Source organism: Phenylobacterium sp., assembly GCF_036264965.1.
Lineage (GTDB): Bacteria > Pseudomonadota > Alphaproteobacteria > Caulobacterales > Caulobacteraceae > Phenylobacterium.
In genome coordinates, this window is sequence record NZ_DATAPY010000060.1 from 1 (window position 1) to 16,766 (window position 16,766).

14 protein-coding genes are annotated in these 16,766 nt (G+C 69.5%); 9 read left to right on the forward strand and 5 right to left on the reverse strand.

Annotated features, from left to right (window positions below):
* Window positions 1-187: 187 nt before the first annotated feature.
* Window positions 188-616, forward strand: coding sequence for an EVE domain-containing protein (locus VHS75_RS08295; protein ID WP_329638137.1), 429 nt, complete (start codon window positions 188-190; stop codon window positions 614-616).
* A 10-nt stretch (window positions 617-626) separates the two neighbouring features.
* Here the strand turns inward: VHS75_RS08295 and VHS75_RS08300 are convergent, their stop codons facing one another.
* On the reverse strand, window positions 627-1,025 hold the full coding sequence (locus VHS75_RS08300; RefSeq protein WP_329638138.1) for a PaaI family thioesterase: 399 nt from the start codon (window positions 1,023-1,025) through the stop codon (window positions 627-629).
* 183 nt (window positions 1,026-1,208) lie between these two features.
* Between VHS75_RS08300 and VHS75_RS08305 the strand changes: the two genes are divergently transcribed.
* The 4 genes from VHS75_RS08305 (at window position 1,209) to VHS75_RS08320 (ending at window position 6,235) form a co-directional block, all read left to right on the forward strand.
* Window positions 1,209-2,240 carry an aspartate-semialdehyde dehydrogenase gene (locus VHS75_RS08305; protein WP_329638139.1) on the forward strand — a complete coding sequence of 344 codons (1,032 nt, stop codon included), beginning with the start codon at window positions 1,209-1,211 and terminating at the stop codon, window positions 2,238-2,240.
* Between the two features lie 4 nt (window positions 2,241-2,244).
* The gene (rarD, locus tag VHS75_RS08310) at window positions 2,245-3,174 is read left to right on the forward strand and encodes an EamA family transporter RarD (RefSeq protein WP_329638140.1); all 930 of its coding nucleotides are present in this window, start codon (window positions 2,245-2,247) and stop codon (window positions 3,172-3,174) included.
* Window positions 3,175-3,243: 69 nt separating this feature from the next.
* Window positions 3,244-3,564 carry a hypothetical protein gene (locus VHS75_RS08315; protein ID WP_329638141.1) on the forward strand — a complete coding sequence of 107 codons (321 nt, stop codon included), beginning with the start codon at window positions 3,244-3,246 and terminating at the stop codon, window positions 3,562-3,564.
* 139 nt (window positions 3,565-3,703) lie between these two features.
* Window positions 3,704-6,235 (forward strand): alkaline phosphatase family protein, encoded by a 2,532-nt coding sequence (locus tag VHS75_RS08320; protein WP_329638142.1) that lies wholly within the window; start codon window positions 3,704-3,706, stop codon window positions 6,233-6,235.
* On the opposite strand, the gene VHS75_RS08325 is transcribed toward VHS75_RS08320, so the two are convergent.
* The 3 genes from VHS75_RS08325 to ahcY all read right to left on the reverse strand — a co-directional run bounded on the left by VHS75_RS08325 (window position 6,232) and on the right by ahcY (window position 9,710).
* Entirely contained in the window at window positions 6,232-7,356 is a 1,125-nt protein-coding gene (locus tag VHS75_RS08325) for a serine hydrolase domain-containing protein (protein WP_329638143.1), read from the reverse strand. The two genes, VHS75_RS08320 and VHS75_RS08325, sit on opposite strands and share 4 nt — an antisense overlap.
* Window positions 7,357-7,375: 19 nt before the next feature.
* Entirely contained in the window at window positions 7,376-8,209 is an 834-nt protein-coding gene (locus VHS75_RS08330) for a PfkB family carbohydrate kinase (RefSeq protein WP_329638144.1), read from the reverse strand.
* Between the two features lie 109 nt (window positions 8,210-8,318).
* Window positions 8,319-9,710, reverse strand: a complete 1,392-nt coding sequence (gene ahcY, locus VHS75_RS08335; RefSeq protein WP_329638145.1) for an adenosylhomocysteinase — start codon at window positions 9,708-9,710, stop codon at window positions 8,319-8,321.
* Between the two features lie 282 nt (window positions 9,711-9,992).
* On the opposite strand from ahcY, the gene VHS75_RS08340 reads away from it, so the two are divergent.
* From VHS75_RS08340 to VHS75_RS08350, 3 genes are read left to right on the forward strand one after another with little or no spacing between them, the layout of a single operon-like run.
* Complete coding sequence (locus tag VHS75_RS08340) at window positions 9,993-11,063, forward strand: HlyD family secretion protein (RefSeq protein WP_329638146.1); 1,071 nt, start codon at window positions 9,993-9,995, stop codon at window positions 11,061-11,063.
* Complete coding sequence (locus VHS75_RS08345) at window positions 11,060-12,670, forward strand: MFS transporter (RefSeq protein ID WP_329638147.1); 1,611 nt, start codon at window positions 11,060-11,062, stop codon at window positions 12,668-12,670. Before VHS75_RS08340 ends, VHS75_RS08345 begins: the two co-directional genes overlap by 4 nt.
* Window positions 12,667-14,106, forward strand: a complete 1,440-nt coding sequence (locus VHS75_RS08350; protein ID WP_329638148.1) for an efflux transporter outer membrane subunit — start codon at window positions 12,667-12,669, stop codon at window positions 14,104-14,106. Before VHS75_RS08345 ends, VHS75_RS08350 begins: the two co-directional genes overlap by 4 nt.
* Before the next feature lie 88 nt (window positions 14,107-14,194).
* On the opposite strand, the gene VHS75_RS08355 is transcribed toward VHS75_RS08350, so the two are convergent.
* The gene (locus tag VHS75_RS08355) at window positions 14,195-15,679 is read right to left on the reverse strand and encodes a CHAD domain-containing protein (protein ID WP_329638172.1); all 1,485 of its coding nucleotides are present in this window, start codon (window positions 15,677-15,679) and stop codon (window positions 14,195-14,197) included.
* Window positions 15,680-15,749: 70 nt separating this feature from the next.
* Between VHS75_RS08355 and bioB the strand changes: the two genes are divergently transcribed.
* On the forward strand, window positions 15,750-16,760 hold the full coding sequence (gene bioB / locus VHS75_RS08360; RefSeq protein WP_414694261.1) for a biotin synthase BioB: 1,011 nt from the start codon (window positions 15,750-15,752) through the stop codon (window positions 16,758-16,760).
* Window positions 16,761-16,766: the final 6 nt, after the last annotated feature.

A 16,766-nucleotide genomic window follows, 5' to 3' on the forward strand; every position in this document is an offset into this window, starting at 1 on the left:
CAGGCGAAGGCATGTTCCGCCGCGCGGGTCAGCGCATCGTGAGTCGGCTTGTCGGTCGGCATTGGGCCCCTCCAGGCGCGCGGGAGTGCGCGGCCCCGCGCGATCCGTCAACCGGCCAGGGCGCGGAAATCGGCTCTCTCGCCCGTTGCCAAGCGCGCGGCGGCATGGTCGGTGAGGGCGACGCACGATGGCCTATCGGGAGGACGGCATGGCCCACTGGCTGGGGAAATCGGAACCCAACAAATACGCGTTCGCCGACCTGCAGCGGGACGGCAAGACCGTCTGGGACGGGGTGCGCAACAACGCCGCCGCCCTGCACCTGAAGGCCATGAAGGTTGGCGACGAGGTGCTCTACTACCACTCCCGGGAGGGCCTGGAGGTGGTGGGCGTCGCCAAGGTCGTGAAGGAGTCCTTCCTCGACCCCAGCGATCCCGCCGGCCGCTTCGTGGCCGTGGAACTGGCCGCCGTGCGCCCGCTGAAACAGCCGGTCAGTCTGCAGGCCATGAAGGCCAATCCGGCGCTGGCGGGCCTGGAGATGATCCGCCAGGGCCGGCTGTCGGTCTCGCCGGTCCGCGACGCGGAATGGGCGGCGATCCTTAAGATGGCCGGCGAATAGGCCGCCGCAGTCAGGCCTCGATCGTCATCTGGGTCTGGGTGACCAGGGCTAGCAGTTTGCCTTCGTCACTGGTGATACGGGTCTGCCAGACGCTGGAGCGGCGGCCGACATGCAAGGGCGTGGCCTCGCCGGTCACCGTCGAGCCGGCCGGCGCGCCGCGCAGGAAGTTGGTCTTGCTCTCCAAGGTGGTGGTCCGCGTCCCCGGCGCCAGGTTCAGAACCCCGCCGATGGCGCCCAACGCATCGGCGAAGGCCATATAGGCGCCGCCGTGCAGGATGCCGCCGGCCGTGCAGAGGTCCTCGCGGACCAGCATCCGGCCGACCACCCGGGTCTTCTCCCGCGCGACGATCTCGACGCCCATCAGGTCGGAGAAGGGCATGCCGGTGGTTGTCGGCGCGGCGTCAGGCATTCGAGGCTCCGGTCAGGGGTGCAGCTACCGGCAAGATAAGCCAGCTTCACCCGCCCGAGCCATTGCGTCCGCGCCACGGCCACGCCATCTCAGCGCTTCTGCAAGGCTTGCCAGCTATGCTCGCCTTGCGTCGGGGCGGTTCGAAGCGTAACGGAACGCTCCCTCAAGACTAGGAGATTTGCGATGGGTTACCGGGTCGCCGTCGTCGGCGCCACGGGCAACGTGGGCCGCGAAATGCTGAATATCCTCGAGGAAGTGAACTTCCCCGTGGAGAAGATTCACGCGATCGCCTCGCGCAAATCCATCGGCATGGAAGTGAACTTCGGCGACCAGATCCTCCGCTGCGAGGACATCGCCCAGTTCGACTTCTCCCGCGTTGACCTCGTGCTCATGAGCGTGTCCGGGACCTTCTCCAAGGAGTGGTCGCCGAAGATCGCCGCGGCCGGCCCCATCGTCATCGACAACTCGTCGGCCTGGCGCATGGACCCGGACGTCCCGCTGATCGTGCCGGAGGTCAATCCGGACGATGCGGAGTGGGCGAACCGCAAGAACATCATCGCCAACCCGAACTGCTCGACCGTCCAGCTGGTAGTCGCGCTGAAGCCCCTGCACGACCGCGCGCGGATCAAGCGGGTGGTGGTCTCGACCTACCAATCGGTGTCGGGCGCCGGCAAGGAAGGCATGGACGAACTGTTCGACCAGACGAAGAACGTCTTCGTCCTGGGCGCGACGCCGCCGAAGAAGTTCCCCAAGCAGATCGCCTTCAACGTCATCCCCTTCATCGGCAAGTTCGAGGACGACGGCTACACCGACGAAGAGCAGAAGATGTGGAACGAGACCCACAAGATGCTCGACCCGGCGATCAAGCTGACGGTGACCTGCGTACGGGTGCCGGTGATGGTCGGCCACTCCGAGGCGGTGAACATCGAGTTCCACGAGCCGCTGGACGAGGACGAGGCGCGCGACATCCTGCGCGAGAGCCCCGGCCTGATCGTCATCGATCAGCACAATGACACCGGCTACATGACGCCCAAAGAATCGCAGGGCGAGTTCCCGGTGTTCGTCAGCCGCATCCGCAACGACCCGACCGTCGAGAACGGGCTGAACATGTGGGTGGTCGCCGACAACCTGCGGAAAGGCGCGGCGCTGAACGCCGTACAGATCGCCGAGCTGCTCCACGAACGCGGCCTGATTCGCCAGAAAACCCTCGCCTGACGCCATGACCACCGCGGCTCCAGGCGGAGAGTCCCGTCTGGCGCTGACCGCGGGGATCGTCTGCTACGTTATCTGGGGTATCGTCCCCTTGGTGTTCCAGGCCATGGGACGCCTCGGGATCTCGCCGCTGGAGATCCTCGCCAACCGCACCGTCTGGGCGGTTCCCATGGCGCTGCTCTTCGTGCTCGTCGCGCGCCAAGGCGGCGAGGTGCTGGCGGCGTTCCGCAATCCGCGCTCGCTCGCCTGGCTGGCGCTGTCGGCGGTACTGATCTGCGCCAACTGGTCGATCTACATCTGGGCGGTGAACTCCGGTCGGGTGCTGGAAACCGCGCTCGGCTACTACATCAACCCGCTGATCGGCATGGCGGCCGGGGCGCTGATCTTCAACGAGAAGATCGACCGGCTGGGCTATGTCGCCATCGCGCTGGCCGTCATCGGTGTGGCCGTGCAGGCGGTGGCGGTGGGCGGCCTGCCGACGGTCTCTCTGGCGTTGGCGCTCAGCTTCGGCGGCTACGGCATCGTGCGCAAACGCGTCGCGGTCTCGGCCCAGGCGGGCCTGTTGGTGGAATGCCTGCTGCTGGCGGGACCCGGGCTCGCCTACGTCCTGTTCCTGCAGAAGACCGGCGCGGGCCACCTGACTGCCAACCTGCCGTCCACGCTGTGGCTGCTCGCCTGCGGGCCGTTCACCGCCGTGCCGCTGGTGCTGTTCTCCTGGGCGGCGCGGCGCATTCCGCTGTCGTCCCTGGGTTTCCTGCAATTCCTGGGGCCGACGACGGGCTTTGCGATCGGCGTCCTGGAGGGTGAGGCCTTCACCCCGCTGCGCGGCGTCTCCTTCCTGTTCATCTGGGGCGGCGCGGTGGTCTTCGCCTATGCGGCCTGGAAGCGGTCACGGCCCGAACTGCGCGCCATCGCGCTCACCGAGCCCGCCGAATGACCAAAGCTTAACTGGGGCGCTCGGCGCGGCGGGCTTAGCTTTCGCCGCAAGGCTGGAGGATTTTCGCCGATGGAGAAGCTGTTCGCCGGAGCCGCCGCGGCAGCTGTGCTGAGCGTCGCCGTCCCGGCCTGGGCCGTCGCGCCCGACGGGGTCCAGTCCCCGCAGGCCTTCGGGCCGCCGGCTGAGACCGTGACCGCCCGGGCGCATCTGGTCTTCACAAACGCGATCGATCCGCCGGTGGTGGGCGACGTGACGGTGATCCAGGAGAGCGCCGGCTTTGCGGTGGTGAAGACCAGCTTCACGACAGCCAGTCCGCTCCAGTCGGCGCCGAGCGCCGTCGTTCCCTGTCCGCCGGCCAAGGCCGGAACCTCCACGAAGACCAAGGGCTGAGCGCCCGCCGTCATCAAGACTTCGCAAGACGGACGCAGAGGTGACGCCAGCGATTCTGCGCCGCTTGACGGGGTCCTCCCAGGTGGGCCCACTTCGTCCAGCGGCCAAGGTCTCGGCTGAACACTTCTGGAGATGACGCATGCGCCCCATCCGCCCCCTGCTGCTGGCGGGCCTGTCCACCGCGCTGGCGACCGCCGCCCTGGGGGCCGCGCCCGTCTCCAAGCCGCGGCCGATCGGCGAGGCCACGACCCAGCTTCCCGGGGCCATCCCCGGCGGTGGTTTCGACCTGCCGAACGGCTGGCGGGTCACGCCGGCCGGCAAGGCGATCGCCGACCTCGGCGACCTGGTGCTGAAGATGGTCGTCTCGCCGGACGGCAAGGTGATCGTAGCCGGCCACGGCGGCTACCTGCCCAATGGGCTCAGCGTCATCGACGCAAAGACCCATAAGCTGATCCAGGAGGTTCCGCTGAAGACCGCGTGGCTGGGCCTGGCCTGGTCGGGCGACGGCCACACCCTCTATGTCTCCGGCGGCAACGCCAACGGCGAGAAGAAGATCGAGGCCTCGCTGGCGCCGATCTATGCGCTCGCCTACCGCAACGGCCGGCTCGATCCCAAGCCCGTCGCGGAGTTCAAGGACCTCACCGTCCCGACCGAGCAGACCTGGTGGTCCGGCGTCCATTCCGACCCGAAACGCGGCCTGATCTGGGCCGCCAACCGCGGCACCTCGATGAGCGCCACCGACATCGTCGCCTTCGACGCGAAGAGCGGCGAGATCAGGAAACGCGTCCGCGTGGGCGTCAGCCCCTACGAAATCGCCCTAGCCGCCGACGGCAGGCGGCTGTTCGTCTCCAACTGGGGCGAGAAGACCGTCAGCGTCGTCGACGTGGCGAGCCAGAAGGTCATCAAGACCATCCCCGTCGGCTTCAACCCGAACGACATGCTGCTGGCGGCGGACGGGCGGCTCTTCGTCGCCTGCTCCAATGAGAACACCGTCTATGTGATCGACACCCGGACCCTTGAGGTGATGCAGGTCATCTCCACGGCCCTCTATCCCAAGGCCCCTGAAGGCTCGACGCCCAATTCCCTGGCGCTCGACGCCCAGCGAAAGCTCCTGTTCGTCGCCAACGCCGACAATAACGACGTGGCCGTCGTCGACGTCCACAAGCGCGAGACCAGCCAGGTCGTGGGCTTCATCCCGGCCGGCTGGTATCCCTCGGCGCTGGTGCTGGGCGAGGCCGGCCAGGCGCTCTACATCGGCTCGACCAAGGGCGAGTCCGGCCACCCGGACCTCAAGGGCCCCACCAGTCCGCTGGCCTCCAAATTCAACGGCGACGAGACGATCAAGACCCTGCAGCGCAGCAGCGTCGAACGGCTGCCGCTGGCAAGCCTGAAGGGGCAGCTGGCCGGCTGGACGAAGAAGGTCTTCGCCAACACGCCCTACAACGACGCCCTGCTGGCCGAGGCCCGCCCGCCGGCCGGCCCGACGATCATGCCGAGCAAGGTCGGCGAGGGCTCGCCGATCAAGCACATCGTCTACATCATCAAGGAAAACCGCACCTACGATCAGGTCTACGGCGACTTGGCCCACACCAACGGCGACCCGCGGCTGGCGATCTTCGGCCGCCAGATCACGCCCAACCAGCACGCCATGGCCGAGCAGTTCGCCGCCTTCGACAACTGCTACGCTGACGGCGACGTGAGCCAGGACGGCCACTCCTGGGCCAACGCCGCCTACGCCACCGACCAGAACGAGAAGTCCTGGCCCGCCAACTACGGCGGCCACAGCCAGGCGCAGAACCGCTCCATGGCCTACATGCCCTCCAGCGGCTATCTGTGGGACTCGGCGAAACGTAAGGGCCTGACCTACCGCAGCTATGGCGAATATGCGGGTCGCGCCTCCACGGGCGAGCCGATGAGCAGCATCCCGGGCGCCAATGGCCTGATCGGCCACGTCTCGCCCAATTACCTGCAGAACCGGGTGCGCGACACCGAGAACGCCAAGGTCTTCCTCGAAGAGTTCAGCGAATACGAGAAGAACTTCGACTCCAAGGACCCGGAGAAGCGCCTGCCGAACTACATCGTCATGTCCATGCAGGAGAACCACACCCACGGCACCGACCCGAAGTCGTTCAGCCCGCGGGCGATGGTCGCAAATCAGGACGTCGCGCTGGGCCAGATGCTGGAGCGGCTGACCCACAGCCGCTATTGGCCGCAGATGGCCGTGTTCATCATGGAGGACGACGCGCAGGACGGCCCGGATCACGTGGACGCCCGGCGCACCGCCTGCCTGGTGATCAGCCCCTACATCAAGCGCGGGACCATCGACTCGACCCTCTACACAACGAGTTCGATGGTGCGCTCGATCGAGCTGCTGCTGGGGATGCCGCCGCTTAGCCAGTACGACGCCGCGGCGACGCCCCTCTATGCGGCCTTTGGGACCACGCCGGACCTGACGCCCTTCAAAGGCCTGCCGGCGCAGTACAATGTCAACGAGATGAACCCGCCGACCGCTTATGGCGCGCGGGAGAGCGCCAAGATGAACTTCGCCGACGCCGACGAGGCGCCGATGCACCGGCTGAACGAGATTATCTGGAAGAGCGTCAAGGGCGCAGCCTCGCCGATGCCGCCGCCGGTGCACCGCTACCGGGCGGTGACGGGTCCCGGAGACTAGAGCGCCGCATAGGTCGCCTCGATCAGGCGGCGCGGCCGCCGGTCGCCCAGCAGGTCGGTCGACTGCTTGTTCATGACGTAAGCCCCGGCGAGCTTCCGCTCAGGGTCGGCGAAAGCGCAGGAGCCGCCCCAGCCGGAGTGGCCGAAGGTCTGGTCGCCGGGTCCCCACGGATGCACGGCCTCGTTGCGCATGAAGCCCGCGCCCCAGCTCATCTCGAAGGGCAGCACCAGGTCCTGGCCGCGAATGCGCTGGCGCGCCGCCTCGGCGATCAGCGCCGGCGACAGGATGGTCTCACCGTCCAGCCAGCCATCGTTGGCGAGAGCGCCCATCAGCCGGGCCAGCGCGAGCGCCGTCGCCTGGCCGGTCGCTGACGGCAGCGCCAGCCGCCGCAGCGCGTCCGGGCCCTGGCCGCCCGGTTGCGCCCAGGGCGTCAGGAAGGCGGCCTTGGTGGCCTCGTTCTGGTGACCGAAGTCCGGCAGGGCGTTGGGGCGCTGCAGCTCGGCCACCCGGCCGAACTCGCTGTCGGGGATGCCGATCCACAGGTCCAGGCCGAAGGGCTCGGCCAGGTCCTGGCGCAGGGCGACGTCCATGGTCCGGCCATCCACGCGCCGGAAGATCTCGCCCGCCAGGTAGCCGAAGGTGATCGGGTGATAACCGCTGGCCGTGCCGGGCGGCCACAGCGGGGCCATGGCGGCCAGCTTGGCGCAGATCGCGTCCCAGTCGAACCACAGGGCCGGGTCCATCTGGTCGGGGAAGCCGGACAGGCCCTCCTGGTGCGACATCACCTGCTCGACGGTGATCGCGGCCTTCCCGGCCTGGCCGAACTCCGGCCACACGGAGGCGACGGTCTGGGCGTAGTCGAGCTTTCCGGCGTCCACCAGGCGGGCGATCAGCAGGGCCGCGAGGGCCTTGGTGGTCGAGAAGATCGGCGTCAGCGTCTCCTCGTCGAAGGCCCGGGTGCGGCCGCGGTCGGCGAAGCCCGCCCAGATGTCGAGCACCGTGTCGCCGGCCTCCACCAGGGTGAAGCGGGCGCCCAGCTCCTCGCCGGTCTCGAAGCTGGCGGCGAAGGCGTCTTTGACCACGGCGAAGCGGGCGGGCGCGAAGCCGGCGATTTCGACCATCAGAGCTCCGGAAAGCGGTTCAGACCCGCTCTATACGCAACGGCGCGGTCGGGCGCACCAGCCGCTCGCCGAGCGCGATGATCGGCAGCTCCGGCGAGGCCCAATCCTGGGCGGCGATGACGGTCTCGCTGGCCGCGCGCGCGGCGCGTTCGGCGGCGGCGTAGGGCGAGAGCCCCTCCACCAGCCCGGCCCCGAAGCTGGCGGTCACCAGATCGCCGGTTCCGTGGGGCGCGCCGGCCAGGCGCGGGTGGGCGAAGAGCGTGGCGGTCTCGGCCTCCACCAGCAGCAGGCCGATCTCGTCGGGTCCGGCGGGGCTTGAGGTCACCAGGGCGGGCTTGCCCAGCCGCCGTGCGGCGGCGGCCACGGCGGCGGCGTCCGTGGGCTCCACGCCGGTCAGATGCGCCAGCTCCCACAGGTTCGGCGTGATCCAGTCGGCGAGCGGGATCAGCCGCTCGGCCACGGCCTGGGCGACCTCGGGCTTCACGTAGAGTCCTTTCGGCGCGTCGCCGAGGATAGGATCGACCACCACCACCGGCGCGCGCGACGAAGCCGCCTGGATACGCGCCAGGGCGTCGGCGGCGATCTCCACCTGCTCGGGCAATGAGAAGTGGCCGGTGATCACCAGGTCGACCAACCCGAACAGGGCATCGGCCTCGACGTCGGCCAGCATCCGGGCGAACAGCTCCGGAGGGGTCGCCTGGCCGCCCGACCCGCGCGCCGGATTGCGGCCCAGCATCACGGTCGGCACCAGCACCGGATCGATGCGGTGGGCCGCCAGGACATACTGCTGCGCCGAGCCGCCGATCCGGCTGGCCGCCACGAACGAGGAAAGAATCAGAGCCAGCGGCACCATGGGTGTCTATCGCAACCCGCAGTTGGATGCAGCCCTCGGCGATGGTGAAGCTTGATACAACCAGTACGAAAGCTTCGCCATCTGATCCGCCGCCCCGCCGGCGCCTGTCCTAGTAGCGGTAGTGGTCCGGCTTGAACGGGCCTTCGGTGGGCACGCCGATGTAGTCGGCCTGATCCTTCGACAGCTTCGTCAGCTTCGCGCCCAACTTGCCCAGGTGCAGCATGGCGACCTTCTCGTCGAGGTGCTTGGGCAGGGTGTAGACCTTCGTCTGGTACTTCGCGCCCTGGGTCCAGAGTTCGATCTGGGCCAGGGTCTGGTTGGTGAAGCTGGCGCTCATCACGAAGCTCGGGTGGCCGGTGGCGTTGCCCAGGTTCACCAGGCGGCCTTCCGACAGGACGATGATCTTCTTGCCGTCCGGGAATTCCACATGGTGGACCTGCGGCTTGATCTCGTCCCACTTGAAGTTGCGCAGGCCGGCGATCTGAATCTCCGAGTCGAAGTGGCCGATGTTGCAGACGATGGCGTTGTTCTTCATCGCCCGCATGTGGTCGACGGTCAGCACGTCCTTGTTGCCGGTGGCGGTGACGAAGATGTCGGCCTTGTCGGCGACGTCTTCCATGGTCTGGACCTCGTAGCCCTCCATGGCCGCCTGCAGGGCGCAGATCGGATCGACTTCGGTGACGATCACGCGCGCGCCGCCGTTGCGCAGCGAAGCCGCCGAGCCCTTGCCCACGTCGCCGTAGCCCAGGACCACGGCCACCTTGCCGGCCAGCATCACGTCGGTGCCGCGGCGGATGGCGTCCACCAGGCTTTCGCGACAGCCGTAGAGGTTGTCGAACTTCGACTTGGTCACGCTGTCGTTGACGTTGATCGCCGGGAACGGCAACTCGCCGCGCTCGGCCATCTGATAGAGGCGGTGCACGCCCGTGGTGGTCTCTTCCGACACGCCCTTGATGGCGTCACGGATCGCGGAATAGAAGCCGGGCTTCTCCTTCAGGTAGCGCTTCATCACCGCGTAGAGGGCTTCTTCCTCCTCGTTCTGCGGATTGTTGAGGACGCTCGGGTCCGTCTCGGCCTTGGGGCCCAGCACGCAGAGCAGGGTGGCGTCGCCGCCGTCGTCGAGGATCAGGTTCGGATAGCCGCCGTCGGACCACTCGAAGATCTTGTGGGCGTATTCCCAGTACTCGACGAGGTTCTCGCCCTTGATTGCGAAGACCGGGGTGCCCTTCACCGCGATGGCGGCGGCGGCGTGGTCCTGGGTCGAGAAGATGTTGCACGAGGCCCAGCGCACGTCGGCGCCCAGGGCCTGCAGGGTCTCGATCAGCACGCCGGTCTGGATGGTCATGTGCAGGGAGCCGGCGATGCGGGCGCCCTTCAGCGGCTGGTCCTTGCCGAACTCGGCGCGCACGGCCATCAGGCCGGGCATCTCGGTCTCGGCGATGTCCAGTTCCTTGCGGCCCCAGTAAGCGAGCGCGATGTCCTTGACGACGTAGTCGGTCATGTCCGGTCCTTCGGGAGTGTGGCGCCCGCGATGACGCCGGGCGCGGCTTTGGCGGCTCTATAGCCGCGCGCCCCGCAGGGTGCAAGAAATCATATAAGGATTTCTTTATGTGCCAGAGCGGCCTAGCCTGGGCTGAGGGCGCGACTGACCGCGCCGTGCGAGACGGCAGTGCGTGGGAGGCGCCGGGCTCGATGGAACGGCGCCAGGGCTCCTACAGTCTTGCTGCGCTCGCCGTAATACGTCATCCCGGAAGCCTATGGCGAGCAGGCTTGGAGGGTCTCCATGAAGCGGCTCAAGATCGACCGGAGCTTCCTGTTGGAGGCCGCCTGGCGCGCCCTCGTCTTCATCGTGGCCCTGCTCATACTGATCATCGTCACCACCCGATGGAACGGCTGGCAGGGCCGCGCCGGCTGGCAGAGCACCGACGACGCCTACCTGCAGGCCGATATCACGCCGATCGCCGCCAAGGTGACCGGCTATGTGCGCGCCGTACCAGTCTCCGACTTCGAGCGGGTGCGGGCAGGGCAGTTGCTCGCCGAGATCACCGACGACGACTACCGCACCGCGCTCGCCCAGGCTGAGGCGGGCGTGGCCTCGGCCAAAGCCCAGGTCGCGGCGCTGACCGCTCAAGAATCCCTGCAAGGGGCCAATGTCGCGGCGGCCAACGCCCAGGTGGCGAGCGTGGCGGCGAACCTGACCCAGAACGGGCGTGACGTAGCTCGCCAGCGCCGGCTGGTGGCGGGCGGTTCTTCCTCGGCGGAGACCGGCGAGCGGCTGGACACCACCGGCCAGCAGCTCTCCGCCCAACTCGCCCAGACCCGCGCCCAGGCTGACGCCGCGCGCAAGCAGCGCGCCGTGCTCGCCGCCCAGCGCGAGCAGGCCGAGGCCGCCGTCGCGGCCCAGACGGCGAACCTGCAGCAGGCCCGCCTCAACCTCGGCTACACCCGCATCACAGCCCCCGTGGACGGAGTGCTCGGCCAGCGCCAGGTGCGGCCCGGCCAGTTCGTGGGCGTCGGCGGCCAGGTCGACACCCTCACGCCCCTGCCACACGTCTGGGTGATCGCCAACTACCGCGAGACCCAGCTAACCCACATGGCGGTGGGCCAAAAGGCCGAGGTTCGGGTCGACACCTTCCCCGGCCACGTCCTGCGTGGCCACGTGCTGGCCTTCGCGCCCGCGTCGGGCTCGCAATTCGCCCTGCTGCCGCCGGACAACGCGACGGGCAACTTCACCAAGGTCGTGCAGCGCGTCGCGGTGAAGATCGCCCTCGACGACACGGCAGGCCTGGGCGACCGGCTGCGGCCGGGCCTGTCGGTGGTCGCCCGCATCGACGCCGAGGATAGTGTCCGGTGAGCGACGCCCTGCCCCTCGATCCGCCGCCGCCCACAGCCGCGCCGGACCCGCCGATCCCCTGGCTGGGGCTGGCCGCCGTCCTGCTGGGCACCTTCATCTCGACCCTTAACGGGCGGCTCTCGACGTTTGGTCTGGCCGACATCCGCGGAGCCCTTCATGCCGGCTTTGACGACGGGGCGTGGATCACCACCGCCCAGACCGTGGCCCAGATGCTGATCGCCCCCGTGGCGATCTGGATCGGCGGCGTCTATGGCCCCCGCCGTGCGCTGCTTGAGGCCGCCCTGGCCTTCGCGGTGATCTCAGCGATCATTCCCTTTTCGGCGAACCTGCCGATGTTCCTGGGCCTGCAGTTCATCGGCGGCTTGGCCTCGGGCTTCTTCGTGCCCCTGACCCTTGGCTTCATCCTGCGCGCCCTGCCGCCGAAGTACTGGGCCTACGGCGTGGCGATTTATGCGCTCAATCTGGAGCTCTCCCTCAATATCTCCGCGTCGCTGGAAGGCTGGTACGTGGACCACATGAGCTGGCGGTGGATCTTCTGGCAGAACGTGCCGCTGGCGCTGGGCATGGCAGCCTGCCTGCACTTCGGCATCGCGCGGACGCCGCCTGCGCCAAACGCGCCGCGCCCCGACCTCTACGGCCTGGCGGCGGGCGGCATCGGGCTGGCCCTGATCTATGCCGGACTCGACCAGGGCAACCGTCTGGACTGGCTGCATTCCGGCGAGGTCGTCGCCCTGCTGGCGGCCGGCGGAGTCCTCGTGGCGGGCTTCCTGCTGCATGAAAGCCGCGCGCACCATCCGGCGGTCGACCTCAAGGTCCTGTTCGCTGCGCCCCTGCCGCGGCTGTTGATACTGATCGCCTTCCTGCGGCTGACCATCCTGTCGACGGCCTATCTGATCCCGCAGTACCTGCAGGCGGTCCGCGGCTACCGCGCGCTGGAGGTGGGTGAGACCCTGGTCTGGATCGCCGCGCCGCAACTGGTGTTCTGCCCGCTCGCGGCGCTTTTCCTGCGCCGCACCGACCCCCGGCTGGTCGCATCGATCGGCTTCATTTTCGTGAGCGTCGCCTGCCTCCTGGTGGCCCGAAACCTGACGCCGCTCTGGGGATCGGAGCAGTTCCTGCCGAGCCAGCTCCTGCAGGCGGTCGGCCAGAGCTTCGCGCTCTCCGGCATCCTGTTCTTCGCGGTGCTGCACCTGCGGCCGGAGGACGCGCTCACCTTTGGCGGCGCCGTCCAGACCGCCCGGCTGATGGGCGGCCAGCTCGGCCAGGCCTTCGTGGTCACCCTGACCCGCGTCCGGACCCAGACGGCCTCCAACCTCATCGGCCAGCACGTTCGGATTGGCGATGGCGCGGTCATGGATCGGCTGGGCGCCTATGCGGCGGTGTTCCGGCGCACCAGCGACCCTGCCGCCGCCGCCGGTAAGGCCGCGGCCGCGCTGGCCGGGATCATCCGCAGCGCCGCGGCCACCCAGGGCGTGATCGACAGCTTCGTGGCGGTCGGCGCCTTGACCGCCATCGCCCTGATGTTGGTGGTGGCCCACAAGCCCGCGCCGATCGGGCCGGCGTCGCATCTGCCGCTCTTCGCCTCCCAAAGGAGGGCCGTCCTATGAACGCCCGGCGTCGCCTTTCGCGCGCCCTGGCGGCGACGGCGCTGGCGATGACGGCGCTCACCGGATGCGTCGTGGGGCCGAAGTACGCCGTCCCCGCGCCGCCGGCTGGCGCCGCCGCGCCGCTGGCGACCGCCGCGCCCGCCGCCGCCGATCCTGCGGCCCCGCCGGATGCGTGGTGGCGCCTCTATGCCGACCCTCACCTGGACGCCTATGTCGCCGAGGCCTTCGCCGCCAACACCGACCTGAAGGCCGCCGAGGACAATCTGTCCGGAGCCCGCGCCGTGCTCCAGGCCGCCAAAGCCGGCCGCTACCCCGGCACGACCCTGAATTCCGAGAGCGTTTACGGCCGCGACCCGGCCACCGACGAGATTCTGGAGATCGGCGGACACAAGCCCGAGAGCACCTGGCTCTATGAGGACACCTTCCAGGTCTCCTACGAAATCGATCTGTTCGGCCGGGTCCGCCGCGCCGTGGAGGCGTCGCGCGCCGACGCCCAGGCGACCGCCGCCGCGCGCGATCTGGTGAAGACCACCGTGGCCGCCGAGACGGCGCGCGCCTATGGCGAGGTCTGCGCCCTGGGCGCCCAGCTCGCCGTGGCCCGCCGCGCTTTCGATCTCACCACCCGCGAGGCGCAGATCACCCACCAACGCCGCGAGGCAGGTTCCGGGACCCAGTTCGACGTGGCCCGCTCCGAAGGCCTGGCGGCCCAGGCGCGCGCCGCCATTCCGCCGCTGGAGGGCCAGCGCCGTGCGGCGCTGTTCCAGCTCGCCGCGGTGCTGGGCCGCACGCCGGCCAACGCGCCGGAGGAGGCGCTGGCTTGCGAAACTCCGCCCAGGCTCACCGCCTTGATCCCAGTGGGCGACGGCGCGGACCTGCTGCGCCGCCGTCCGGACGTCCGCGAGGCCGAGCGGCGGCTGGCGGCGGCCACGGCGCGAGTGGGCGTGGTCACCGCCGACCTCTATCCGCGCGTCGCGCTGCGCGGCTTCTACGGCGGTGCGGCGGTCACGCTCGCCGACCTCACCCGCAACGCCGGCCTGATCTGGGGCGTGGGCCCGTCGATCAGCTGGACCTTCCCCAACCAGGCCGGGCCGCGGGCCCGTGTGCGCCAGGCGCAGGCCGGCGCCTCGGCAGCCCTCGACGGCTTCGATTCCGTGGTGCTGCGGGCGCTAAAGGAGGCCGAGCAGACCCTGGCGATCTACAGCGCCGAACTGGACCGCAGGCAGGCGCTGGGCGAGGTCCAGGCCCGGGCCCAGGAAGCCTTCCGCCTGGTGCGCGGCGACCTGGAGGCCGGCGCCGTCAGCCCCCTGGATGTGCTGGTCGCCGAACAAACCCTGATCGGGGCCAACGCCGCGGTGGCGCAATCCGACGCCGCTCTGGTGCAGGACCAGATCGCGGTCTTCAAGGCGCTGGGCGGCGGCTGGCAGCGACAAACCTGAACGCGGCGGCGCGACGACCCGGCCTCGACGATCATCGCGCTTCAAACAGCCACGAAGCAGGTGGATTCCCGGCTGGCTCGCAGGCGATTTAAGCCCAGAACGGCTCGGCGGCCTCCAGCCGGTCCAGGGCCTTCTCGGCCTGGATGACCAGCTGGGGCTTGCGGGCCGCCTTCAGGCCGACCAGTTCGCCGGCCGCGAAGGCGGCGTCGGAGGGCAGGGACAGCGCTGCGATCAGCGGCTCGGCGGTCACCAGGTCGTTCAGCGCGCCCAGAGCCTCCTGCAGGTCCTTCACGTGGCGCAGGTAACGGCTCGCGCGCTTCTCGCCGAACAGGTCGGTCAGCGCCTCGGCGGCGTAGCGCAGCTTCTTGGCCTCGATGCGCAGGTGGTGGCGGGCCACATCGTCGCCGCCGCGCGCCGCGCGCCCGAGTTTCTCCAGCTTTTTCTGGTGGCGCTTCAGCGCATGGCGGGCGAAGGGCCGGATCGGCGCCTGCGCCTCATGCTGGCCGCGCCACTCACCGGTCTCGACCCAGGCCGCGGCGTCGATCATCAGGGCGCGGAACCGCTCGCAGGCCGCGGCGTCACCGGCCTGCGCCCAGGCCGCGCGGCGGGCCAGATCGACGGCGCCGCGCAGGGCGGCGAGGCCCGCCGGCTGGACATCCGCGGCCTCCGCGACCGCCAGGATCTCATCGGCGAAGACATCGAGGCTGCGCGCCCGCTCGCAGCCACGCGACAGCCATTTCAGGTCGGTCTTCAGGGTCTCCAGGCCCTCGCCGTCGAGGATCGACTTGAAGGTGGAGAGCGCGCTGCGCAACCGGCGCACGCCGATGCGCAGCTGATGCACCGCCTCGGGGCCCGGCGCCTCGCGCAGCACCGCAGCGTTGGCCGCGATCTGGGCCAGGCCGGCGCGGGCCGTCGCCTGGAAGGCCGCCGCGGCCGACACCACGCCGGAAAGCTCCACCGGCCGGCCCTTGCGGGTCGCCGGCGCCTCGCCCGCCACCAGGGCCTGACCGCGGGCGGCCTTGCTGTCGAAGGCCAGGTAGAGGGGGGCGGCGGCCGACAGTTCGCGGGCCAGGGCGAACAGGGCCGCCGGATCGCCGGATTTCAGCTCCAGCTCGACTTCGCAGATCGGGCTCTTCTGCTCGCCGCCGGAAACCTCGCCTTGGTCCAGCGCGATCTCGATCAGAGCGCCGCGATAGCGCAGCGTCCGCTGCCGGCGGCTGACGCGGACGTTGAAGGCCGGGCGCAGGTGCGCGCCCTGCGGCAGCAGCGAAGGCAGGGGCTCCAGCGCCGGGTCGGGGGCCAGGCCGTCGATCGGCGACTCATGTTCCTCGCGCACCCAGCCGCGGCCGCGCTTCAGGGTCTGGACGCGCCGGCCCTGGTCCTCGCGCACCCGCAGCGAAGCGCCGGCCTTCTGCAGCAACAGGTCGGCGGTGTCGAAATAGACGCTGATCAGCTCGCGGGTCTCGTCGTCGCCCGCCGGCGCGGCGGCCAGCACGGCGGCCAGGTCGTCCGCCGCACAGGCGAACTTCAGCTCGATCTCGCGATCCGGCTCCTCAGCCCCGTCGCTGGTCATCACCGTCACCTGTTGCCGCCTGTCCCAACGTCAAGCTATGTCGGCGGCCCGCCATCACCAGGAGCCCGCCGTGAACGCACTCATATCCAACACCACCGGGCCCCTCCTTGATCCAGCGCAACCGCGCCATGACTGGACGGTCGCCGAGGTCGAGGCGCTGTTCGAGGTCCCGTTCACAGAACTCGTCTTCCGCGCGGCCGAGGTCCACCGGCAGTGGTTCGACCCGGCGGAACTCCAGCTCTCTCAGCTGCTGTCCGTCAAGACCGGCGGCTGTCCAGAGAACTGCGGCTACTGCAGCCAGTCGCAGCATTTCAAGACGGCGACCACCGCGTCCAAGCTGATGGAGCCCGACGCCGTCATCGCCCAGGCCGCCGAGGCCCGGGCCGGCGGCGCGCAGCGGTTCTGCATGGGCGCCGCCTGGCGCGATGTGAAGGACCGTGACCTGCCGAAGCTCACCGCCATGATCGCCGGGGTGAAGGCGCTGGGCCTCGAGACCTGCGCCACGCTCGGCATGATGACCGTCGACCAGGCCAAGGCGCTGAAGGCCGCCGGCCTCGACTACTACAACCACAACCTCGACACCGGGCCGGACTACTACGACAAGGTCGTCACCACCCGGACCTACCAGGAGCGGCTGGACACCCTGGCCGCGGTGCGCGAGTCCGGCATGGCCACCTGCTGCGGCGGCATCGTCGGCATGGGCGAGACCCGGTCCGACCGCGCTGGGCTTCTCCACCAGTTGGCGATCCTGCCCGAACATCCGCAGAGCCTGCCGATCAACGACCTGATGCCTATTCCCGGAACGCCTTTGGGCGGGTCCGAGCCGGTGGACGGGCTGGAGTTCGTCCGGATGATCGCCGTGGCGCGCCTGGTCTGCCCGAAGTCGGTGGTGCGTATCGCCGCCGGCCGCGAGCACATGAGCCGCGAATTGCAGAGCCTCTGCTTCCTGGCCGGCGCCAATTCGGTCTTCGTCGGCGCACGCCTGCTGACCACCGACAACCCCGACCAGGACCAGGACGCAGCCTTCCTGGCCGAGCTGAAGATGGGGCCGATGACCGTGCGGCCCGCGGTCGACGCCTGATCCGGC

Coding starts and splice junctions, on each gene's coding strand:
- ahcY (WP_329638145.1), bottom strand. CDS start 9,710: ATGACCGACTACGTCGTCAAGGACATCGCGCTCGCTTACTGGGGCCGC.
- VHS75_RS08340 (WP_329638146.1), top strand. CDS start 9,993: ATGAAGCGGCTCAAGATCGACCGGAGCTTCCTGTTGGAGGCCGCCTGG.
- VHS75_RS08315 (WP_329638141.1), top strand. CDS start 3,244: ATGGAGAAGCTGTTCGCCGGAGCCGCCGCGGCAGCTGTGCTGAGCGTC.
- VHS75_RS08355 (WP_329638172.1), bottom strand. CDS start 15,679: ATGACCAGCGACGGGGCTGAGGAGCCGGATCGCGAGATCGAGCTGAAG.
- VHS75_RS08300 (WP_329638138.1), bottom strand. CDS start 1,025: ATGCCTGACGCCGCGCCGACAACCACCGGCATGCCCTTCTCCGACCTG.
- VHS75_RS08350 (WP_329638148.1), top strand. CDS start 12,667: ATGAACGCCCGGCGTCGCCTTTCGCGCGCCCTGGCGGCGACGGCGCTG.
- VHS75_RS08330 (WP_329638144.1), bottom strand. CDS start 8,209: ATGGTGCCGCTGGCTCTGATTCTTTCCTCGTTCGTGGCGGCCAGCCGG.
- VHS75_RS08305 (WP_329638139.1), top strand. CDS start 1,209: ATGGGTTACCGGGTCGCCGTCGTCGGCGCCACGGGCAACGTGGGCCGC.
- VHS75_RS08320 (WP_329638142.1), top strand. CDS start 3,704: ATGCGCCCCATCCGCCCCCTGCTGCTGGCGGGCCTGTCCACCGCGCTG.
- VHS75_RS08325 (WP_329638143.1), bottom strand. CDS start 7,356: ATGGTCGAAATCGCCGGCTTCGCGCCCGCCCGCTTCGCCGTGGTCAAA.
- rarD (WP_329638140.1), top strand. CDS start 2,245: ATGACCACCGCGGCTCCAGGCGGAGAGTCCCGTCTGGCGCTGACCGCG.
- VHS75_RS08295 (WP_329638137.1), top strand. CDS start 188: ATGGCCTATCGGGAGGACGGCATGGCCCACTGGCTGGGGAAATCGGAA.